The organism is Paenibacillus sedimenti (genome assembly GCF_014534655.1).
Taxonomy (GTDB): Bacteria; Bacillota; Bacilli; order Paenibacillales; family NBRC-103111; genus Paenibacillus_E; species Paenibacillus_E sedimenti.
In genome coordinates this window covers 207,929-229,407 of record NZ_JACVVD010000005.1, presented here as the reverse complement: position 1 = coordinate 229,407, position 21,479 = coordinate 207,929, and the positions used below count along the sequence as shown (strand labels likewise).

Sequence of the window (21,479 nt, the reverse complement as noted above, 5' to 3'; positions counted from 1 at the left end):
TCACCTCTTCATATTAGCATCCATGTACCCTTGCAGGATAAGCTGTGCGGCCATCTTATCGATGACCGTCTTCCGCTTCTTGCGGCTCACATCGGCTTCCAGCAGCGTCCTTGTCGCAGCAACGGTCGTTAATCGCTCATCCCACAAATGCACAGGTACATTTAGTCTTTGCTGTAATTCCTGAGAAAATGCGATGGCCAACTCGCCGCGAGGACCGATCGTATTGTTCATATTTTTGGGTAAGCCTACGATAATCTCGGTGACCTCGTACTGCCTGACAATCGCTTCCAGTCGTTCTAGGTCGTTCTCCGGCTTACGCCGCTGAATGACTTCCAGCCCTTGAGCGGTCCAGCCAAGCTCATCGCTGAGCGCGACGCCGATTGTTTTGTCCCCATAATCCAAGCCCATCCATCTCATGCCGGTTCTCTTTTCCCTCTATTTGTGTTGGCCCAGATATGAACGTACAAGCTCCTCGATCAGTTCATCCCTCTCGCGTTTGCGAATAAGGCTTCGGGCATTGTTGTGTCTTGGAATGTACGCAGGATCTCCGGAAAGCAAGTATCCGACAATCTGATTAATCGGATTATACCCTTTTTCCTGAAGAGCATCGTAGACCGCTAATAGCACTTCTTTCGGTGATGTCTCGATTTCTTCCGCCTTGACGTTGAACTTCATCGTTTTATCCATGGAACTCATCAGGAGCACCCCACTTTCCGCTTGATACCTTTGTCAAATTATAGAAATTGTTACGTGTATACTGTGATATATTCTCTATGGGTTTAAAAATTCCTGTCCCACTGAAAAATAATTCTAATACAAGTTTAAAAAGTCCGCTTTCAGAACCGAGAAGGTTGGACGAACTCCGGAGAAGGAGGAACGGAGCGTAGTGATGTACTACGTGAGTACCGGACTTCCCGGATTCGTTCAAGATTCGATGCCGAAATACTTCTTGAATAACTTCGTTATCAAAGTGGACTTTTTAAACATCCTTTTTATGCGAATTGGGAGACGAGTCCTTCTACGCTTGTTAGTGCTGCTTGCAGTTTGGAAGCATCCTTACCGCCGGCTTGCGCCATATCCGGCCGACCGCCTCCGCTGCCGCCGCATTGCAAGGCAACTTCTTTAATAATTTTGCCTGCGTGGAAGCCTTTGGCAACCAGGTCAGGCGTGACCGCAGCAACAAGGTTAACCTTATCGTCAGCGGGTGCACCGAGTACGATAACAGCTGAACCCAGCTTCACTTTCATTTCATCTACGATGTTGCGCAGCGAATCGATGTCTCCTGCATTCACTTGCGCTGCGAGTACGTTGACGCCGCCTACTTGCTTCACTTGATCCGACAGCGAACCAGCCTCGATGCGTCCAAGCTTGCTTCGCAAAGATTCATTCTCACGCGATAATTCTTTCATTTGCTGCAAGGTGCTCTCCAGACGTTTAGGTACATCCTGAACGTTTGATTTCAGCATGCCTGCTGCTTCTTTCAGCAATTGCAGCTGCCCGTCGAGGAACTCGTATGCGCTGCGGCCGGTTACAGCTTCGATCCGACGAACACCGGAGCCGATGCCGGACTCGCTGACGATTTTGAACAGTCCGATTTGCCCGGTATTCTGTACATGGCAGCCACCGCAAAGCTCAAGGCTGTATTCGCCAACTTGCACGACGCGCACGATGTCGCCGTACTTCTCACCGAACAAAGCCATAGCCCCCATTGCTTTTGCTTCCGCAATGGCTTTAAGCGAAATATCTACGTTGATGTTATTCCAAATTTGTCGGTTAACACGCTGTTCGACATCCTGCAGTTCTTCGGCGCTGATGCTGCCGAAATGCGAGAAGTCAAAGCGGAGACGATCCGGCTCAACAAGCGATCCAGCTTGATTCACATGCGTGCCAAGCACTTCCTTCAACGCTTTGTGCAGCAAGTGTGTTGCTGTGTGATTCTTGATAATGTCTCCACGCGGAGCAGATGCAACAGCCGCTTCGACCGTATCACCTTTGCGGAGTACGCCGGATTCCACGACCACTCTATGAACGTGTTGCCCATGAGGCGCTTTGCTCACATCTTCTACTATCAGCGTTACTTGTCCATTAGAAATCGTACCGTGATCGCTCACTTGACCGCCGCTCTCAGCGTAGAAAGGAGTACGGTCAAGGATGACTTGGCAAGTCTCACCAACGCCTACGATATCGACAAACTCATTCTCATGAACGATCGCTACGATATTAGCAGTAACTACCAACTCATTATATCCAACAAATTCGCTTTTAACCGTGAAATCAGCCAGTGGTCCGCCTTGTACCTTCATGCCGGCTTCATCGTGACGAGCTGCTCTGGCACGGTCACGCTGCTCCTGCATGGAAGCGTCGAACCCTTCACGATCAACCGTCATTCCTTTTTCAGCAGCAAAATCTTCTGTCAAATCAAATGGGAATCCGTACGTATCGTACAGCTTGAACGCGTCAGGTCCGCTGATCTGGCTGCCGCCTGCATGACGGGTCTTCTCAACCATTTCTGCAAGAATGTTAAGACCATCGCTCAACGTTTCATGGAAACGCTCCTCTTCGGTGCGGATCACTTTCTCAATGAACTCGGCTTTGTCGACGACCTCAGTGTAATAGACGCCCATAATTTCGCCAACGGTTGGCACCAGTTTATGAAGGAACGGCTTGTCCATCCCGAGCACTTTACCGTAGCGGACAGCTCGGCGCAGCAAACGGCGAATGACATATCCGCGTCCTTCGTTGGAAGGAAGCACGCCGTCGCCAACAGAGAAAGCAACTGTACGAATATGGTCAGCGATTACTTTAAGCGCAACATCGTGCTCTTCGTTCACGTGATACTTTACGCCGGCAAGCTCACAGGTCTTGTCAATGATCGGTTTGAATAGATCTGTATCGAAGTTCGAATCCACATCTTGTAAAATGGAAGCAAAGCGCTCTAGACCTGCGCCAGTATCGATATTTTTGTTAGGCAGCGGCGTGTAGCTGCCGTCCTTGTTATGGTTAAACTGTGTGAATACCAGGTTCCATACTTCGAGGAAACGCTCGTTCTCGCCGCCAGGCCAACACTCCGGATCCGAAAGATCGCCATACTTATCTCCGCGGTCGTAGAAAATCTCGGTGCATGGACCGCAAGGACCTTCGCCAATATCCCAGAAGTTATCTTCCTTTAAACGATAAATTCGCTCTTCAGGAATTCCGATTTGCTTGTTCCAAATCTCGTAAGCTTCCTCGTCATCCTCATGAACCGTTACGGAGATCCGATTCGGATCAAAGCCGATCCATTGCGGATCCGTCAGAAACTCCCAAGCCCAAGGAATGACTTCTTTCTTGAAGTAGTCGCCAATGGAGAAGTTTCCAAGCATTTCAAAGAAAGTATGGTGACGGCGTGTTTTACCGACGTTCTCGATGTCGTTCGTGCGAATACACTTCTGAGCATTTGTAATCCGCGGATTTTCTGGAATGACGCGGCCGTCCAGATAAGGCTTGAGCGGCGCGATTCCCGCATTGATCCACAACAAAGACGGATCGTTGTGCGGAACAAGCGATGAGCTTGGCTCAACCTTATGACCTTTACCAGCAAAAAACTGCAACCATTTTGAACGAATTTCACTTGCTTTCATTTGTCTCATGCCTCCGTTTTTATTTATGTTTTTTCTTTAAAATTCTTATGTTCTTTGTTCTTGGTTCTTTCAGTTCGAACAGTCCAAGCGCAGCGCGGCCGCATTCGAACTCCCCTCACGCAAACGTACAAGCGTGTCCTCTACAATGTTCCGGCTACAAGGCTGCCGGAATGTAGAGGACGAAAGCGCTCCATCCCTTGCCCCCATCATTCTAGCGCCTGTCCGGACTCACTATCCAATCCGCTCGTGGTCCAGGGGACGAAACCTCTGGGGTCCCCCTTTTAGGGGGATTTAGGGGGTCTTACGCGATTTAGGGGGTCATACAAATAAAAATCGCCCCTGCAGTTAAACAGGGACGAATCATCGCGGTACCACCCTGGTTATTGCGCTTGGATTTCTGTCTATGACAGACTTAACAAACACAATCTCCTTGTGCGGATCTGTAACGGGTCCAACCGGTGGAGTTCATCCACACTCCGAAACGAGCGTTGGGCCATCCTTGCACCGAAAGGTTCTTGCAGCCGTGTTCAGCACTTCATGCGATGAATCGGAACCTTCTCTCTGACGATGGACTATGGCTTACTTAAGTTTCATCAACGTTTTACATTAGTGTTAGATAAGGCAAATTATAACTTTATGCATCGGGTGTGTCAACATGAAGTGATGAGCCGTATCGTCTTGAAACCTGGATCTCTGGGTATCGTAATAATAATCAAATAAACCGAGTAAGAACCACAGGAGGTTCCAGTCATGGATTTTTCGTCTTTGCTGCTTTTATCCCTAATCGGACCGGCAAAAGGAGCAGAAAGAAGAAGACGATGACCTAGGCGACGACAAAAATAAAAACTTAAAAAATTGAGATGCATCTAGTTGACAATGATTCTCAATGGAAGTATAATAAAGTTATTGATAATGATTTTCATTATCGAAGGGAATAAGAACCATAGACTTATTTTTGTGGCTCCTTTCGATGGTTTACGTATTGCCACTCCTTTCATATCCTCAACCCTCGTGCAGAACCCCTCTGGTCCATGATCCCGCAAGTCATGGTTCAGAGGGGTTCTGTGCATGTGCTCAAACTGTCGGGCGATGAACATAATACAGAAATACGTGCTGAATAATCACTTTCAACACGGCAAAAAACGGAACAGCCAAAATAAGTCCTACGATCCCTGCCACTTCCCCGCCAACAAGTAGCGCGAAGATGATTAACAACGGATGCATATGCAGCGTTCTCCCAACAACTTGCGGGGATATCACATTTCCTTCCAATATCTGTACGGCTAAATTAATCAATGAGACGAATAAAACCATTTTTAATGAAACCGTTGACGCCATGATGATCGCGGGTGCCGCTCCAAAGAAAGGCCCCATATATGGAATAATGTTGAATATCGCTACAACGCTCGCAAGGAGCAGCGGATAAGGCATCCCAATCAGCCAGTATCCGATATAAGCAAGAATCCCAACAATCAAACACACCAGTAGTTGACCGCGAATGTAATTACCGAGAGCCGTATCGATGTCGATCAGCAGTTTCACCGTCTTCTTGCGATGTTCCTTCGGCACCACAGCCAATGCGGTTTTCTCCATAAGCTGAAAATCCTTCAGCATATAAAACGCAACGAACGGTACAATGAAAGCGATAAACAGCATATTGATCATATTTCCGATTTGATTCACATAATTCGATATCGCCTGCGAGATTGCATTCTCTATCTTCGTCAGCGAATTATTGATACCTGTACGGACACTGTCAGGCAGCAACTGATTTTTATTGAAACCATCCACCAGAGACTGTGCGCGTACCGCCATTTCCGGCATGTGTTCATTTAATTCAGCGAATTGCTTCATAAACATGGGCGTCATATTCATTACAATGACAGTTAATGAAGAAATGAACACACTGTATATGAGAAGCACGGCAATGGTTCTTGGTACTTTGCGCTGATTGAGAACATTGACAACCGGATTCAAAATATATGAGATAATCACCGCGATAAAAAAAGGTGTGAGGATAGCTTTAAGAAATCGAAACAAAGTAAGTAGAATCGGCTTGATTTGCAGTAACATATAAAGGGTTGCCAGCGCAAGCAGCGTATACGCAAGCCCAACAAACCATTTATTTTTCCAAAAACGTTCCATTAGTTTCACCCCGGATTCAGGCATAAGGTTTCGCTAATACAGTATATGTACAACCTATGAAAATTAACCCGAAGAAGCGTAGACAAAGCTGCAGATGCAAAAAAAACGTCATTCGTTCAAGAGCCTTAGTGCAGCTCTTGATAAATGACGTTCCATAAATTCTACATGTACGAATTAATTGGCGTGTACGTGAACTTGCGGAATTTCTTCCTCAAAAAATAAATCGTCAAGGGAACTTAAAGTTCCGTCTTCCTCTACTTGATACACGGACATTTTGTCGCCGTTTACGCTGAGCTCAATAAAACAGCCCCAGCAGTAAAATTGATGGGAACCGATTTTCCCGATATCTTTGGAATTGCAATTTGGACAACGCATCATGTTACTCACCCTATTCTTCTTTGGATACGAAGAGCTCTTCAAGTTCCTGAGTACAATGTACAGGCACGATAATGGCATCTTCCCCTTTGGTTGCCGATTCCGGCATGGGAAGCCATCTACGCCCTTCCTTCAAATCAGAAATAAACCCTTCGGACAATTCATAGCCTACTATTTGTGTTCCCCATTCCAGGTTTAAATAAACATCTTCTACCATGCCTAATTGCTGGCCGCCCACAGTAACAATCGGTAGTCCTTTAATCTTGCGGCTTCCTTCAAGCAGAGCATACTGATGACCATCAGCTTGTTCCAGCTCTTGTATGACACTGTCGTTTGGTATGGTAATGGCATCTTCACCGGCAGCTATAAGGTCTTCCCACGGAATGTACCGAAGGGAAGAGAACCAATGCTTCGTCTCAAGTACGATACCTCGTATGTTCCATGTCGGGTCTAACAGCAAATCTTTGACTTGACCTATTTGCTTACCGGATTCAACCGTCAGTACAGGAAGTCCGATGAGATCGTGCGCTTTGCGCAAGCTTTATACCCCCTAAATCAACCCACAAAGTGACGAACTGCTACAAAGCTTAGTCCATTTACTTTGTGGGTGCCCCAGAATAGAACCACCCGGTACTATGTAGTACGCAATCGCTTGACAATGGTTGCAAGTTTTTGGGCAGCTGATTCGATTTGCTCTATAGAATTCCCCATTCCAAAGCTAAAGCGAACCGCGGAGGCTGTAACATTTTCTGGAAGCTTCATCGCCTTCAACACGTGAGAGACTTCAAGCGAACCCGAAGTACATGCTGAGCCGCTTGCGGCTGCCACACCATCCAAGTCCAGATTCATTAGCAAAGTTTCCGTCGTGACACCTGGAAAGCTGATGTTAAGAATATGCGGGATACACTGTTCCTTGTGACCATTAATAATAAAACTCTCGCTGCCTAACTGCTGCTCTAATGTACTTACCATAATTTGACGAAATTCAGCTGCTTTTAGTTGCGAGCTTTCCAGCTTAGGCAAGTTGACTTCGACGGCTTTCGCGAACCCTGCGATACCCGCTACATTTTCCGTTCCGGCGCGGCGCTTTCGTTCTTGAGAACCGCCGAATATATGCGGCATCAGTATGGTGTTCTTGGAAATATAGAGCGCACCAACGCCTTTAGGACCATTTATTTTATGAGCGGATAAGCTCATCAAATCAACAGGGAGCGTACCCAGATTCAGCGGCAGTTTACCTAAAGCTTGCACCGCATCTACATGAAACGGGATTTGACGGCTGCGGGCTAGGTGACCGATTTGTTCGATGGGCTGAATCGTACCCACTTCATTATTCACATACATGATTGATATAAGAGCCGTTTCGGGACGAATAGCAGCCTCTATATCCGCAATTTGAATAAGACCAGTCGGTTCTACTGAAAGATACGTCACCTCGTAACCGAGACTCTCCAGACGCTCACAAGGATGCAGAACGGCATGATGCTCAATTTGAGTGGTGATGATATGCTTCTTGCCTTGCTTGTTTGCGTTCAGCACCCCGAAGATCGCCATATTGTTACTCTCGGTCCCGCCGCTAGTAAAAATCAGCTGTGCTGGCAAGCAGCCCAACGAGAGCGCCATCGAGTCGCGAAAGCGATTCAGAGCGGTTCTTGTCGCTCTTCCGAAGCTGTGCGTACTAGAAGGATTGCCAAAAAAAGCTGTATAGAAAGGAAGCATCGCTTCCAAGACTTCGGGATGTACGGGTGTTGTCGCCGCATGATCTAGATATATGGGGTTCATAATGCACCTTTAAATATAAAACATATAGTTGTCATGCTTGCCTTCATCTTGAAAAGCGATTAAGCCCGCCAGCGTCGTAGAATCCAATACTTCAGCGATGCTATCGCGAATACGAATCCAAAGATCGCGTTTCGCCGGATCATCTTCTTCCGTAAAATCAACAGGGCTGATTGGTCCTTCCAGCACCCTAATAACCTCGCCCGCTGTCACCTGCTCAGGGGATTTCGAAAGAATATAGCCACCGTATGCCCCGCGAATACTTTTGACCAAACCTGCATTACGCAACGGAGCCACGAGTTGTTCCAAATAATGCTCGGAAAGCTGATGCTTTTCCGCAATGCTTTTGAGTGAAGTCGGTCCTTCACCGAATCGATTGGCCAGCTCCATCATGATGGTTAAACCGTAGCGGCCTTTTGTGGAAATTTTCAAAACTAACACCTCATTCAACATTTATGCCATCAAGGTCGTCCCTATCATGCTAAACAGCGTTTCCATTTTAACCAAAAACATTCCTAAACATCCGTGTATCATATATATGTTATCATAATTCCTTGTAGTGTGGGGAAAAAACAATGACATTCTCATGAAATATTTTAATTTTTTATAAGGGACATGTATAATGGTGAGAGTTTCACTAAGTTGCATGATAGAAATGAGGGAATACAGCTATGAACAAAAAAACACGGGTCATTCTGGGTATGTCCGGAGGTGTCGACTCTTCCGTCGCTGCGCTTCTGCTGAAGGAGCAGGGCTATGAAGTTATCGGCATTTTCATGAAAAATTGGGACGATACCGATGAATTCGGCCATTGCACCGCAGAAGAAGACGCAGAGGATGTCAGAAGGGTATGCGACCAGCTCGATATCCCTTTTTATACAGTGAATTTCGAAAAGCAATACTACGACAAAGTGTTCGCTTATTTCTTGGACGAGTACGCCAAGGGCCGTACGCCGAATCCCGATGTCATGTGCAACCGCGAAATCAAATTCGGCGAGCTGCTTCAAAAGGTTTTGGATTTGGGCGGCGATTACATCGCTACCGGCCACTATGCGCAGGTTAAAGAGCATAATGGTGAGTATGTGCTGCTTAGGGGCAACGATCCTAACAAAGATCAAACCTATTTCTTGAATGCTCTTACCCAACAACAGCTTTCCAAAGCGATGTTCCCGATCGGGCATTTGCCGAAGCCAAAGGTTCGCGATATTGCCGAAGCGGCTGGACTTGCGACGGCAAAGAAAAAAGACAGCACGGGGATCTGCTTTATCGGAGAGCGGGATTTCAAGGAGTTCTTGAGCCAGTATCTTCCTGCCAAACCGGGCAACATGGTAGACATTCGTAACGGAGAAGTGAAAGGCCGTCATGACGGGCTTATGTATTATACGCTCGGTCAACGTCAAGGCCTTGGTATTGGCGGTTCCGGCACAGGCGAGCCTTGGTTTGTCGTCGATAAGGATCTGGAGAAAAACCAACTCCTTGTTGTGCAAGGCGAGCAATACCCTGGACTCTATAGCAAAGGTCTAACCGCAACCGATGTGAATTGGATTAGCCCTAACAAGCCTGTCGGCGCCTTCACATGCACCGCGAAATTCAGATATCGTCAGCCGGATCAAGGCGTAACATTAACTCTTGACGAGAATGGAATCTGTGAAGTAACTTTCGACAAACCGCAAAAAGCAGTAACGCCTGGACAATCTGTCGTTTTCTATGACGGTGACGTTTGTTTAGGCGGAGGCGTTATTGATAAGGTGCATAAGTAAGATATTTTCAAAGCGGTATACCGTGTTAATGCTTCAGGCCTGTTGGAATTTACCTGCTTCACAGTAGTATGTAGTCCACAGCCTTCGCACACGATAATTGTGAAGGGTGTGGGTGAATGAACAAAGCAACAGCCGTACTTCTCGTCTTTTGTACATGTTGGTATGGATGTCGATCAGCTCCTGCTAAAGCGATGAGCGAAGCTACATTTGTCGTACAGCAGCAGGTGAAGGAACTCGTTCGAGCGCTTGAACCCGAGTATGCAAAATGGAGTCGCATGGCTTTTCATGAGGCGGGTAAGATCTATACCTTATTAGACTATAAATATTTGGGCCGCACGGACGTAGCCCCTGGGGTTGCTCAGCAGCAATTCCGTTTCTGGGTAAAGAAAAACGGTTCGGAATTTCCGCTAATCGTTTCGATCCGTTACAATCCGGTTACCGAAAAAGTATATACAATCATTATGGAGCAAGAAAAAAGAGGGGACCTGCGGGTATTATGAATTCGCAGGTTTCCCTCTTCTTTTTTGTTGATTCAACTTCATTTTTTCTTCGGTTCCTTGCTCGCTGGCTATGAAGATAGCCTCATTCCTGATCTCATCCGGCAAATATTGCTGTTCAACATAATGCCCAGGATAATTATGCGGATACATATAACCTTTGTGTCCAAGCTTCTCTGCGCCCTTGTAATGCGTATCTCTTAAATGGAGAGGCACATCTGCGTTCTTTACCCGTTCCATGAGCTCTTCAGCCCGCATGATGGCAATCGGGATCGAGTTAGATTTAGGGCTCTCTACGGCAAACAATATTGCCTGGGAAATGACATACTTCGATTCTGGCCAGCCGATCTTGTGGTAAGCGTCCATGGCAGTTACGGACTGTACCATTGCCTGCGGATTGGCTAAACCGATATCTTCGCTACACATGACGATTAGGCGCCTCAGGAATGTCATGGGATCCATGCCGAGCTTTTCAACGGCATAGAGGAACCAGAACAGCGCGGCGTCGCTGGAGCCGCGCAAGCTTTTGTGAAAGGCGGACAAGACGTCGTACTGCGTCGACTCGTCCGCTTTCACGATCGGGCGGCGGATCGACTCCTCCGCCACCTCCAGAGTGATCTGAACCGTGCCATCCGGTTCAGGCGAAGTCGTCAGCGCTGCCAGCTCCAGCGCGTTCAGCGAACGGCGGATGTCGCCGACGGCCATCCGCGCGATGTGCCCCAACGCCTCCTCGTGAGCATGGAGGCGCATGAAGCCGAGCCCCTTCACGGGGTCGGTGAGCGCCCGGCGCATGGCGATGAGCGCATGCTCGGCCGTGAGGGCCTCGAGCTGAAACAGCGTCGAGCGCGACAGCAAGGCACCGTTCACATGGTGAAACGGGTTCTCGGTCGTCGCGCCGATGAAGATCAGAATGCCCTGCTCCACAGCAGGCAGCAACGCATCTTGCCTTGAGGTGTTAAAGCGATGCACCTCATCCAGGAAAAGCGTTGTTTTACGGCCGTATAACGCCTTATTGGATTTCGCTTGTTCAATCACATCGCGCACGTCTTTCACCGAAGCATCTACGGCATTCAGCTTGATGAACTCGCCTTGCGTCCGATTCGCGATAATGTTTGCAAGCGTTGTTTTTCCCGTGCCTGGCGGGCCGTAGAGAAGAATTGAGGATACTTGATCAGCTTCAATTGCTCGTCTTAACAGCTTGCCGTGTCCAATGATATGCTCTTGCCCTATATATTCTTCAAGCGTTGTAGGCCTCATCCGATCTGCTAGCAGCTTACCGCTGGGTTCTTGACCGGATGCATAGGTGAATAAATCCATAATTGGTCAATTCCTTTGCTTAACTCAAGTTTCACGTAAAGTCTATTATAACCTCCTTCACTAACAGTGTCATCAATGGAGTGATTCGACAAAAATCAACATGAATTTTTAGTAAATCCGACCAGAGGATGTGGTAAACTCCATAAAGCCCTGATACAATTTGTATCAGATAGAAATAGGAAGGATGGAGAGTTAAATGCCATATTATCATTACAAGAACATATGGACACCTCTGCAGCTGCTAGGCATTCGCATGTTTCGAGATGAAGATGGCGGATTATGGATTAAAATGTGGCAGAATCCACGAAAGCGAATCAGATGATATAAAAACGGGATGCCCCTTGCAAAATGGGCATCCCGTTTTTATATCAGCTTTGTTTTTGTCCTTTTTCCAATAGGTCCTTTACGGCCACACTAACCATGATCAGGCCAGCTACCGGAGGTACGAAAGCGTTGCTCGCCGGCGGCATCTGGGCCTTGCGAATTTCCGGCGCATTCTCAGGTACGATCTGCTGCGTAACATCCTCACGCGGCTTGATTGGCTGCTCAGTCGAGAATACGACCTTTACGCCTTTCTTGATCCCTTCCTTGCGCAGCTTGTGACGAACCACACGGGCGATCGGGTCCATGCTCGTTTTTGAGATGTCCGCCACTTTAAATTGTGACGGATCCATTTTGTTGGCAGCGCCCATGCTTGAAACGATAGGAATCTTACGCTCCAGGCACTGCTTGATCAAATGAATTTTGTAAGAGATCGTATCGCTCGCGTCCAGAACATAGTCTAGTGGATACTCAAAGAACTGCTCATACGTTTCTTCCGTGTAGAACATGCGCAGCGCGATAGCGTCGCAATCCGGATTAATTAATTTAATCCGCTCGCGCATCAGTTCTGCCTTTGGCTGCCCTACAGTCGTCGTAAGCGCGTGGATTTGGCGGTTAATATTCGTAATGTCGACAACATCCTTGTCGACCAGAATGATCCGTCCAACCCCTGTACGTGCCAGAGCTTCAGCGGCAATGGAACCAACACCGCCGATGCCTAGAACGGCTACAGTGCTGTTTTTCATTATTTCCAGGCCTTCAGGGCCAATCGCTAATTCCGTTCTTGAAAATTGATGAAGCATGGAAACACTTCACTTCCTCTTTCTTGAATAGGTATGGACTTTTTTGGGGTCAATTTAGGCTTTAGCAGCAGGCTGCTTCAGCGCTAACCGGATAGACAGCTGCTCCAGCTGTTTGTTGTCGACTGTGCCCGGTGCATCGGTCAGCAGGTCTGTCGCGCTTGCCGTTTTCGGGAAGGCAATCGTTTCTCTCAAATTCGTGCGGCCGGTAATCAGCATCACCAAGCGGTCAAAACCGAAGGCGAAACCGCCGTGCGGAGGCGTACCGTATTCAAATGCTTCAAGCAGAAAGCCGAATTTCTCAACCGCTTCTTCCTTGGAGAAGCCAAGAGCTTTGAACATTTGCTCCTGTACTTCGCGCTTGTAAATCCGCATAGAGCCGCCGCCCACTTCGTAGCCGTTAAGCACCAAGTCATAGGCTTGAGCACGAATTTGACCTGGATCTGTGTCGAAGAAATGCAGATCTTCTTCTTTTGGACGCGTAAACGGATGGTGTTCTGCCACATAACGCTTCTCTTCTTCGTCATAGCCAAGCAGCGGGAAGTCCACAACCCAAGCGTACTTAAATTGGGAGTCGTCGATAAGACCGAGATCACGGCCGATTTTCAAACGAAGGTTGCCCAGCACGTCTGCAACGACCTTCTTCTTATCTGCGGAGAAGAGCAGTAAGTCGCCTTCTTCGGCGCCCAGACGCTCTGTCAAAGCAGCAATCTCAGCTTCATTGAAAAATTTAACGATAGGCCCTTTGAATTCGCCATCTTTCACTTGGATCCAAGCTAAGCCTTTAGCTCCATATCGCGCCGCGAAAGGTCCAAGGTCATCTATCTCCTTACGGCTCCATGTACCGCAGCCTTTGGCATTCAACGCTTTGACCTGGCCGCCGCCTTTAATTACATTTGCAAATACTTGCACGCCTGAAGCAGCAACAATGTCGGATACGTCTTCCAGCTCAAGACCGAAACGAAGGTCCGGTTTATCAGATCCGTATTTGCCCATTGCATCCGCGTACGTAATACGTTGGAAAGGACGAGGAATGTCTACTCCGGCTGTATCTTTCATCAGGTTCACAACGAGTTCTTCCAAAATATCCAAGAGTTGATCTTGCGGTAAGAAGGAAGTTTCGATGTCGACTTGCGTAAATTCCGGTTGACGGTCTGCGCGAAGGTCTTCGTCGCGGAAGCAGCGTGCGATTTGGTAATAGCGCTCTAGTCCGCCCACCATTAGCAATTGTTTAAAAATTTGCGGCGATTGCGGAAGCGCGAAGAACTCGCCTGGATGCACACGGCTCGGTACCAAATAGTCGCGAGCGCCTTCCGGTGTGCTTTTCGTTAAAATCGGTGTCTCCACTTCGATAAAACCTTGGTCATCCAGGAAGTTACGGAACACTTTTGCCGCTTTGGAGCGCAGCATGAGCGTTCTTTGCATCTCAGGACGACGCAGGTCGAGGTAACGATATTTCAAACGAACAGCCTCATCCACATCTACGCCATCTTCAATAAAGAACGGAGGCGTTTTCGCTGCGTTCATGATCTCAATCTCTGTGACTTGGATTTCAATTTCGCCTGTAGCGATATTTTTATTTATCGTCTCGGCATCACGTTCAACAACTTTACCTTGAACCGCAAGCACGTATTCGTTACGTGCGCGATCTGCAATTGCAAGCGCATCTCCCGAGAAATCAGGGTTGAAAACGATCTGAACAAGTCCGCTGCGGTCGCGCAGATCAATAAACAGCACGCCCCCCAGGTCACGTCTTCTTTGTACCCATCCATTCAGTGTAACGGTCTGTCCTACGTGCGCTTTGGTGAGCTGCCCGCAATGATGTGTTCTTAGCATCACATTTTCCTCCTAATAAGGTTTTATTAATTTGTTATGATCTATGCAAAAAGCGTCTTTGGCGCATTCGCTGCAAGATCCGCCAAGCTTACGGTCAGTTGATCCCCTGATTCCAACTTCTTCAAAGTGATTTCCCCGCGAGCCAATTCGTCATCGCCTAAAATGGCAACATAAGTAGCATTCAGACGATCAGCCGACTTCATCTGCGCCTTGATCTTGCGGCCCAGGTAATCCTTTTCGACAGCAATGCCTTGCTGTCTCAGCTGATAAACCAGCTTCGTCACTTCCTTCTCCGCAGCACTGCCAAGGGCGATTACGTACATATCCAGCGGCTCCGGCTTCGGAACCTCGACGCCTTGATCTCGCAGCACGAGCAGAATACGCTCCAGTCCGAGCCCCAAACCGACACCCGGTTGATCATTGCCGCCGATTTGCTCCACAAGGCCGTTGTAGCGCCCGCCACCGCCAATTGTATCGATAGCGCCGATACCTGCCGCTTTGTATTCAAAAGCGGTATGCGTGTAATAATCCAGTCCCCGAACGAGACGAGGATTGATTCGGAATGGAATGCCCATGCCCTCAAGGTGCTCTTGTACCAATTGGAAGTGAATCGTACACTCTTCGTCCAAATATTGCAGGATATCCGGTGCGCCTTCGCCGTATTTCTGATCCACTTTACAATCCAGTATGCGCATTGGATTTCGATCGTAACGAGATTGGCAGTCCTTGCACAGCTTATCCTTCACCGGCTCGAAAAACTCCTGCAGTTTTTGGCGATATACGGTTCTAACTGAAGGCGTGCCTACAGAGTTAATCTCAACGTTTACTTCTTTTAACCCGATTTCCTTATAGAACGTGTAGCCCAGCGCAATGACTTCAGCATCGATACTTGGATCTACGGAACCGAACGCTTCGATACCGAATTGATGGAACTGACGATATCGACCCGCTTGTGGCTGCTCATAGCGGAACATCGGTCCCACATAGTACAGTTTGCTGACATCAGGCTCGCCATACAGTTTGTTTTCAACATAAGCGCGTACGACCCCGGCCGTACCCTCCGGCCGAAGTGAGATGCTGCGGTCTCCTTTGTCGAGGAAGGTATACATTTCCTTTTCTACAATATCCGTCGTCTCTCCGACTCCTCTTGAGAAAAGCTCGGTATGTTCAAAAATCGGAGTGCGGATCTCCTTGTAATTAAATCTCCGGCAAAGCTCTCTTGCCTTTGATTCGAGGTACTGCCACTTCTCAACCTCACCGGGGAGGAGATCCTGCGTACCTTTCGGCTTTTGAATACTCATTGAATTAACCTCCTTCTAAAGTCCCCCAAAATTTCAGTACGTGTTTTCCTTTTTGAAAAAACAAAAAATCCCTCGCCCCGACTTATATAGTCAGGGACGAGAGATTTGATCACCAAATTCACCCGTGGTACCACCCACATTCAGAATTACGTATACGATCGGCCAACGGCCGCGGCAACGAAATTCTGCTCTTTACGGATAACGCCCGTTACACGCACAGCTGCTACTAAGCACATGACATACAAATGATTGCCATCATACTGTTCCCAACCGGTCCTCTGGGAGGTCTTTTCGTTCGCTCATCATAAGGAAGCTTGCAGCCATGTCTTCCCTCTCTGCTTATGTGGAAGCGAGTTACTTTATCCCTTCAATGGATCATAGAAGTATCAAATTATATTATTGCTTATTGTAATCATTACCAGTCCCAAAGTCAAGAGAGGGATGTAGATGGTAAATTTTTCAAACAATCCTATTAATGAGCATCTGCCCATTTCTGCAGCTCTTCCATTACTGGCTTGAGTCCTCTTCCCTTTTCCGTTAGCTCGTACTCAATGCGCACCGGCGTTTCCGGATAAACGTGACGGATGATGATCTCAGCAGCCTCAAGTTCCTTAAATCTCTCAGAAAGCATTCGATCGCTCATACTCGGGATGAGTTCTGATATATCTTTAAACCGCTTCGGTCCGGAAAGCAGCACATTAATGATGAGTCCCGTCCAACGCTTTCCCAGAAGTTCAAATGCATTCTCGAATTTAGGACACAGTTGATAGTCTTCCATATGAATCATCTCCTTATAAACAATTTTAGCATAGTCGCTTGACAAAAGTAAGCACTTCATAATAATATACTAACATAAAGTTAGTTATTAAACAAAATATATCATATAAGGAGATGTTAGTTATGGCTTTAGGTTTACTTATTATTCGTTTAATTGTCGGTTTGACATTCGCTGCTCACGGTGCGCAAAAGGTATTTGGCTGGTTCGGCGGTTATGGTCCAAAAGGTACAGGGGGATTTTTCGATTCCGTTGGCATCAAACCGGGTGTATTCATGGCCGTTCTTGCCGGATTAGCTGAACTCGTTGGCGGATTGCTGTTCGCTGCCGGATTATGGACAGTTGCCGGCGCCGCACTTATTATATTGACAATGGTTGTTGCCATAGTAAAGGTGCATGGCCAGAATGGGTATTGGGCTACATCGAACGGGTATGAATACAACTTAACGCTAATTGCCATTGCTGCCGGTATAGCACTCATCGGTGCTGGAGACTACTCCATTGATGCTTTGTTATGAAAATGTTCAAAAGCCGCTTCAAAGCTAATCGCTTTAGGCGGCTTTTTGCTGTCAACAAAGAAAATAGCCTGCAACACGATGTTTGCAGGCCTCCAAGTAAATATATATTTTAAAGGGGGTCGAAGATTATTATATCCGTACTTGATTAAAGGTACATGAAAATTAAATTACATTTACGTTACAAAGATTTTTCCCGTATTGCAAGTAATTTTCATTATGTTGTCCCCGTATATTCATCTCGTTTTCACATATACATGTACAACAAGGCGATTGACCTTGAATAGTCGTTCAGGAGGCTGATTGCGATGACAACACAAAACGAGTTTCAAGAAAAGCAGCAAGATCTATTGGTGCTCTTCTCTGAGGAAGCCGAAGAAGAAGTAGTATCTGAGGAAGCGGACGATGAGGCAGCCGAAGAAGAGGTAGCTGAAGAGGTAGCTGAAGAAGAAGCTGCTGAAGATGTTGAGGAAGATGTTGAGGAAGAGGAAGCTGCCGAAGAAGCTGCAGATGATGAAGCTGAGGATGGGGAAGCAGAAGAGGAAGCTGAGGAAGAAGCGGTAGAGGAAACAGAAGCGGACAGTGAAGAAGCCGATGAGGAATCCGCTGAAGCTGAAGCGGATGCTCCGGACACCGTCGAATAAATGTAAGCGCAGTCAACCCCATCTGACAAAAAGCTAAGAGCCTTGCTACCTGAATACAATGGTAGTAAGGCTCTTATTGCATGGACCTATGGTTTACCTGTGAGACCAACCTTCAAGTCTTTGATCAGCATGAACGTATCGGCATTCGTTAACTTTTGCTTATCAGCAATAAGACTCAAAGAGGCATCGGTCAGCAGTTTATTGCGTATAAGCTCATCCTGCGCTTGTGTAGCATCTACTTTCATCCCGAGTGCTTGTACGATTGTGTAGCAAGCTTGTTCTAACGTCAATGGGATCTTATCGGAATTATCCATCTTGGCAATCGCTGCGGATGCATCACCTTTGAAAGCGTCAGGCTTCATCTTCTTCGCCCCACCTACAAGATTCACCATTCGCTTCGGATTAGCCTGATCATCCAAATGAAAATTATTGTCATAAGCGCCAGAAGCCAGACCGAGCATCATCGCGGCTTTCAAGCCCTCGTACGCTTTATGCTCCATGAAAGGTAGCGGCTTCAATGCAATCGGCTGTATGTCCATACCCTGCTTGTTGAGCTGTGTCTGCAGTTTGGCAATGGCTTCTTTCGAAGCGGACATTTGACGGAACGTCAGCTTCTCTTGCTGAGCCAGCTTCACAGCGGCTCCAGCAGCCTCGCCCTCGGCCATGCCGGTAGGCATAACCCGCGCACTGCCATGAGGAAGCGTATCGTAGCTGGCAGCGCGGCCAACCACTAGCAGACCGTCCACCTTTTGCGGAACGATGCTGCGGAACGGGATTGCGTACTGATTAGGGTGACAGACGACATTACCGGAATCCGTCGGAGAGACACGCTGTATATCAACCGGGTATGACCCGAAGCCGATTCGATCCCATTGATCGCCATTCGTGCAAACATCTACGATGTTCAGGCGATATTCGCCTTGCATATGGCGCGTTTCACGGACATAGAGCTCTGAAGCCGTGCCAGCCAACTCCACATTGGCAAATTCAGGGAACGTTTTTTGCATGTAAGCTACTACATTCGGCAACTCTTTGTTCGCGATATCAAAAGCTTCTTGTACCGATTTCGGATTGAATGTATCGACATTAAAAATTTGCAATGAATTTACGAGTGCGGTGTCGTCATTCTCTCTACCCATGTTGAGCCCTCTCATCTTGGCTCGTTCTTTGTTGACAGGAGGATAATTGCTCATCTCCCCATAGCCCCAAACACTAACTTCGTTAACCCCGGTGCCTGAATTATTGTCTCCGTTCAGGCGCTTCGCCATCTTGTCCCAAACGTCAGGCGTTATATTTTTGAGACGAAACACAAGCGTAACTGCCATTCTGGATTTAGGATCCCCTAGATCTTCCCGCCCGAATGTAAATGGAACACCAGCGGCTGCGGCAAAGTCGCCGTCCTGCGTGGCATCGATTACCGAAGATGCGTTTACGGTTTGCTTACTGCCGTCAGCCAGTGTAAGGGTCGCTCCTTGTACAACCGACGTACCGGACTCTCCAGCCTTTACAAGGGGCTCGATCTTTTGCGTTTTTAACAAAATATCAATATTTTTTTCATTTCTGACCAACTCATAAAAAGCATTCGCTGCGGTATTCACATCGAAGGAATCACCCTCAATTTTTGCATACCACTCTGAAAAAAAGCCTTTGTTAAATACCTCTTCCTTGGCAAGCGGATTTGATTTAGGCGCATAGTTCATATCGATCGTGTTGAGCCCGCCAAGTGTCATTAACCCGCCAAGAATTTCGCGATTCCGGCCATCTACGAGCAATGTCGACAAGCCGTTGCGAGCCGCGGACACAGCAGCAGCAATCCCCTCCGGATCAGTGCCGACAACAATAACATCATACGTATTTTTCGGTTTTTTAATTGATTTTACCTCTTCAATGCTCATCTTCCTCGTACTGTGTCCGCTATTCGCCGGGTGATTGTACTGGTAATAAAGGGCGGCGGCCCCCGCCAGCACTGCAAGTAAAATCAATGCCCACATGAACCAAAGCCATCCTTTGGATGATGTGGAATTGCCTCGTCTGGAAATACTCATTAGTCCAAAAACACCTGCCTCGTTTACTTCTGTTCCTGCAGCTTACAGATCAAAGGCTGATAAGCTTCATCCAACAGTTTGATTTTTTTTTCAATGTACTCCAGGTAAGCCTGATTGTACACACTGGGTTCTTTCGGGTTCGGAAATCGCTCGATGCGCTGGGGTTCTTTCTCTCCCGCTTCGTCGTCGGATTCGCCGCGCTGATACAGAATTTTGCTTACAGCTCCACAACCGAGTCCGATGATGGTCTGACGTTCTTCCATCATCAGAATGTTATAAAGACTCTCGCGGCCTTCAAGCGCGTAACCGACATTTTCCAAATTACCAAGAATGTTCTTCTGTCTGTATAAATAGTACGGAGCGTATTCGTGCTGCTGTGTCCACGCTATGGCACGTTCCATCATCTCTGCGACTTCGTCGCGTTCCGCCACTTCGTATTGATCGCGATTCTTGGTCATTTGCGATGCTCTTTTGAAGGACAGCGTATGCACGGTAAGCGATTCCGGCATCAGCTTTTCCGTCTCGTCTAACGAGTGCTGGAGCTCCTTCATGCCTTCATTCGGCAGTCCGATAATCAGATCCATATTGATGTTGTCGAGTCCCATCTCGCGCGACAGCTTGAATTTCTCTACCGTTTCTTCGACGGTATGATGCCTGCCGATGGCATCCAGCGTTTCCTGGGTGAAGCTTTGAGGATTGATGCTGATGCGATCGACTTGCCACATCTTCATCACTTCGATTTTCTCCGGCGTTATCGTATCGGGTCTCCCAGCCTCAACTGTCAACTCACGAACAGCGCTCATATCGGGGAATGACTCGTGCATAGTCGTGAACAACGCGTCCATTTCTTCTGCGGAGATGCTTGTTGGCGTTCCGCCTCCCCAATAGATCGTCGTGATGCGCAGTCCGGCATCCTTCATCCATTTGCCCATGATGCGAAGTTCCTCATGCAGACCGGATAGGAACGAATTCACCGAACCGTTATTACCCCGGATATCGTAAGCCGGGAAGGTGCAATAAGCGCATTTGGTCGGGCAGAATGGAATGCCGATATAGACACTGACCTCACGTTCCAAATGAAACAGATCCGGAATGACTTGGAGCTGCCGCTCGGCTACCTCTACAAGTAAATTCGCCTTCTCCTCGTTCACCAAATACTGCTCGCGCAAAATGTTCAGACAGGTTTCGCGATCATGCTTCTGCAACAGGTTGTGCATGAGCTTCGTGGGCCTGACACCGGTCAAAATCCCCCATGGCTGCTCAAGTCCGGTCATTTCTTGCAGCGACTGCAACAGCGCTGTGCATACGGATCGCCGGATGGCTGCTTTACGGCCTTGCAAATCTGTCCGGTTCGCTGCTCGTTCATTAAGTCCCGACCAGGTTTCCGTCAACTTAACATCGTGCACTTGAACTGCTGCAAGTACGCAATGATCATCGTCCTGATTCAGCGTAATTTCAATTCGGATATCGGCATTTTCATGCGGTTCATAGCTTATTTCAACTTCCTCAAAAAACAGCCGGTTTATATGAAAAATCTCCGTCGTCAACTCGTTAAAGCCTACTCGGTTTATTTCAATTTTCAATGCAAAGCCCTCCAGTACTTCCTGTTGAGACATTTCCTCTCATGAAAAACACCACTAGATAGTTTACCACATTTTCAAGTTGGAGAGAAATCATACGAAAAAAAGCCCCCGATCCTAATAAATAAAGCCTCGGCATTGCATGAAAGCAGCGCTCAAGGCTTTACGT

Annotated in this window: 19 protein-coding genes; 4 read left to right on the top strand and 15 right to left on the bottom strand. The window is 47.6% G+C overall.

The window, feature by feature from the left end; genetic code table 11:
- The 8 genes from ruvX to cymR form a co-directional block, all read right to left on the bottom strand.
- A complete protein-coding gene (gene ruvX, locus ICC18_RS16560; protein WP_188175549.1) occupies positions 1-417 on the bottom strand; it encodes a Holliday junction resolvase RuvX in 417 nt (138 codons plus the stop codon).
- An 18-nt stretch (positions 418-435) separates the two neighbouring features.
- Positions 436-696 carry an IreB family regulatory phosphoprotein gene (locus ICC18_RS16555; RefSeq protein WP_134753304.1) on the bottom strand — a complete coding sequence of 87 codons (261 nt, stop codon included), beginning with the start codon at positions 694-696 and terminating at the stop codon, positions 436-438.
- Between the two features lie 296 nt (positions 697-992).
- Positions 993-3,620, bottom strand: a complete 2,628-nt coding sequence (gene alaS / locus ICC18_RS16550) for an alanine--tRNA ligase (RefSeq protein WP_282559202.1) — start codon at positions 3,618-3,620, stop codon at positions 993-995.
- Between the two features lie 1,074 nt (positions 3,621-4,694).
- The gene (locus ICC18_RS16545; protein ID WP_188175547.1) at positions 4,695-5,765 is read right to left on the bottom strand and encodes an AI-2E family transporter; all 1,071 of its coding nucleotides are present in this window, start codon (positions 5,763-5,765) and stop codon (positions 4,695-4,697) included.
- 174 nt (positions 5,766-5,939) lie between these two features.
- Entirely contained in the window at positions 5,940-6,143 is a 204-nt protein-coding gene (locus ICC18_RS16540; RefSeq protein ID WP_163940154.1) for a YrzR-like zinc ribbon domain, read from the bottom strand.
- A gap of 10 nt (positions 6,144-6,153) precedes the next feature.
- Positions 6,154-6,678, bottom strand: a complete 525-nt coding sequence (locus ICC18_RS16535) for a PRC-barrel domain-containing protein (RefSeq protein ID WP_188175546.1) — start codon at positions 6,676-6,678, stop codon at positions 6,154-6,156.
- Positions 6,679-6,773: 95 nt separating this feature from the next.
- Complete coding sequence (locus ICC18_RS16530; RefSeq protein ID WP_188175545.1) at positions 6,774-7,922, bottom strand: cysteine desulfurase family protein; 1,149 nt, start codon at positions 7,920-7,922, stop codon at positions 6,774-6,776.
- Between the two features lie 9 nt (positions 7,923-7,931).
- A complete protein-coding gene (gene cymR / locus ICC18_RS16525) occupies positions 7,932-8,351 on the bottom strand; it encodes a cysteine metabolism transcriptional regulator CymR (protein WP_188175544.1) in 420 nt (139 codons plus the stop codon).
- Between the two features lie 239 nt (positions 8,352-8,590).
- Here cymR and mnmA point away from each other — a divergent pair, with 239 nt between their 5' ends.
- Both mnmA and ICC18_RS16515 read left to right on the top strand, forming a co-directional pair.
- Positions 8,591-9,679 (top strand): tRNA 2-thiouridine(34) synthase MnmA, encoded by a 1,089-nt coding sequence (gene mnmA, locus ICC18_RS16520; RefSeq protein ID WP_188175543.1) that lies wholly within the window; start codon positions 8,591-8,593, stop codon positions 9,677-9,679.
- A gap of 116 nt (positions 9,680-9,795) precedes the next feature.
- Positions 9,796-10,179, top strand: coding sequence for a DUF3889 domain-containing protein (locus tag ICC18_RS16515; protein WP_188175542.1), 384 nt, complete (start codon positions 9,796-9,798; stop codon positions 10,177-10,179).
- Here ICC18_RS16515 and ICC18_RS16510 read toward each other — a convergent pair.
- The 5 genes from ICC18_RS16510 to ICC18_RS16490 all read right to left on the bottom strand — a co-directional run bounded on the left by ICC18_RS16510 (position 10,174) and on the right by ICC18_RS16490 (position 16,529).
- On the bottom strand, positions 10,174-11,493 hold the full coding sequence (locus ICC18_RS16510) for a replication-associated recombination protein A (RefSeq protein ID WP_188175541.1): 1,320 nt from the start codon (positions 11,491-11,493) through the stop codon (positions 10,174-10,176). The genes ICC18_RS16515 and ICC18_RS16510 overlap by 6 nt on opposite strands.
- A 368-nt stretch (positions 11,494-11,861) precedes the next feature.
- Positions 11,862-12,617 (bottom strand): tRNA threonylcarbamoyladenosine dehydratase, encoded by a 756-nt coding sequence (locus tag ICC18_RS16505; protein WP_188175540.1) that lies wholly within the window; start codon positions 12,615-12,617, stop codon positions 11,862-11,864.
- 54 nt (positions 12,618-12,671) lie between these two features.
- A complete protein-coding gene (aspS, locus tag ICC18_RS16500) occupies positions 12,672-14,450 on the bottom strand; it encodes an aspartate--tRNA ligase (RefSeq protein WP_188175539.1) in 1,779 nt (592 codons plus the stop codon).
- A gap of 41 nt (positions 14,451-14,491) precedes the next feature.
- On the bottom strand, positions 14,492-15,751 hold the full coding sequence (hisS, locus tag ICC18_RS16495) for a histidine--tRNA ligase (RefSeq protein WP_188175538.1): 1,260 nt from the start codon (positions 15,749-15,751) through the stop codon (positions 14,492-14,494).
- 472 nt (positions 15,752-16,223) lie between these two features.
- On the bottom strand, positions 16,224-16,529 hold the full coding sequence (locus ICC18_RS16490) for a winged helix-turn-helix transcriptional regulator (RefSeq protein ID WP_188175537.1): 306 nt from the start codon (positions 16,527-16,529) through the stop codon (positions 16,224-16,226).
- A gap of 122 nt (positions 16,530-16,651) precedes the next feature.
- On the opposite strand from ICC18_RS16490, the gene ICC18_RS16485 reads away from it, so the two are divergent.
- Both ICC18_RS16485 and ICC18_RS16480 read left to right on the top strand, forming a co-directional pair.
- Positions 16,652-17,044: a DoxX family protein gene (locus tag ICC18_RS16485; protein WP_188175536.1), complete on the top strand. Its 393-nt coding sequence runs from the start codon at positions 16,652-16,654 to the stop codon at positions 17,042-17,044.
- 305 nt (positions 17,045-17,349) lie between these two features.
- On the top strand, positions 17,350-17,685 hold the full coding sequence (locus ICC18_RS16480) for a hypothetical protein (protein ID WP_188175535.1): 336 nt from the start codon (positions 17,350-17,352) through the stop codon (positions 17,683-17,685).
- A gap of 86 nt (positions 17,686-17,771) precedes the next feature.
- Here the strand turns inward: ICC18_RS16480 and ICC18_RS16475 are convergent, their stop codons facing one another.
- Both ICC18_RS16475 and ICC18_RS16470 read right to left on the bottom strand, forming a co-directional pair.
- Positions 17,772-19,730: an FAD-dependent oxidoreductase gene (locus tag ICC18_RS16475; protein WP_188175534.1), complete on the bottom strand. Its 1,959-nt coding sequence runs from the start codon at positions 19,728-19,730 to the stop codon at positions 17,772-17,774.
- A 23-nt stretch (positions 19,731-19,753) separates the two neighbouring features.
- Positions 19,754-21,313, bottom strand: a complete 1,560-nt coding sequence (locus tag ICC18_RS16470; protein ID WP_223192625.1) for a coproporphyrinogen III oxidase — start codon at positions 21,311-21,313, stop codon at positions 19,754-19,756.
- Between the last annotated feature and the right edge of the window lie 166 nt (positions 21,314-21,479).

Coding starts and splice junctions, on each gene's coding strand:
- ICC18_RS16505 (WP_188175540.1), bottom strand. CDS start 12,617: ATGCTTCATCAATTTTCAAGAACGGAATTAGCGATTGGCCCTGAAGGC.
- ICC18_RS16545 (WP_188175547.1), bottom strand. CDS start 5,765: ATGGAACGTTTTTGGAAAAATAAATGGTTTGTTGGGCTTGCGTATACG.
- ICC18_RS16510 (WP_188175541.1), bottom strand. CDS start 11,493: ATGGATTTATTCACCTATGCATCCGGTCAAGAACCCAGCGGTAAGCTG.
- ICC18_RS16555 (WP_134753304.1), bottom strand. CDS start 696: ATGAGTTCCATGGATAAAACGATGAAGTTCAACGTCAAGGCGGAAGAA.
- ICC18_RS16490 (WP_188175537.1), bottom strand. CDS start 16,529: ATGGAAGACTATCAACTGTGTCCTAAATTCGAGAATGCATTTGAACTT.
- ICC18_RS16530 (WP_188175545.1), bottom strand. CDS start 7,922: ATGAACCCCATATATCTAGATCATGCGGCGACAACACCCGTACATCCC.
- ICC18_RS16540 (WP_163940154.1), bottom strand. CDS start 6,143: ATGATGCGTTGTCCAAATTGCAATTCCAAAGATATCGGGAAAATCGGT.
- ruvX (WP_188175549.1), bottom strand. CDS start 417: ATGAGATGGATGGGCTTGGATTATGGGGACAAAACAATCGGCGTCGCG.
- aspS (WP_188175539.1), bottom strand. CDS start 14,450: ATGCTAAGAACACATCATTGCGGGCAGCTCACCAAAGCGCACGTAGGA.
- hisS (WP_188175538.1), bottom strand. CDS start 15,751: ATGAGTATTCAAAAGCCGAAAGGTACGCAGGATCTCCTCCCCGGTGAG.
- ICC18_RS16475 (WP_188175534.1), bottom strand. CDS start 19,730: ATGAGTATTTCCAGACGAGGCAATTCCACATCATCCAAAGGATGGCTT.
- ICC18_RS16485 (WP_188175536.1), top strand. CDS start 16,652: ATGGCTTTAGGTTTACTTATTATTCGTTTAATTGTCGGTTTGACATTC.
- alaS (WP_282559202.1), bottom strand. CDS start 3,620: ATGAAAGCAAGTGAAATTCGTTCAAAATGGTTGCAGTTTTTTGCTGGT.
- mnmA (WP_188175543.1), top strand. CDS start 8,591: ATGAACAAAAAAACACGGGTCATTCTGGGTATGTCCGGAGGTGTCGAC.
- ICC18_RS16515 (WP_188175542.1), top strand. CDS start 9,796: ATGAACAAAGCAACAGCCGTACTTCTCGTCTTTTGTACATGTTGGTAT.
- ICC18_RS16480 (WP_188175535.1), top strand. CDS start 17,350: ATGACAACACAAAACGAGTTTCAAGAAAAGCAGCAAGATCTATTGGTG.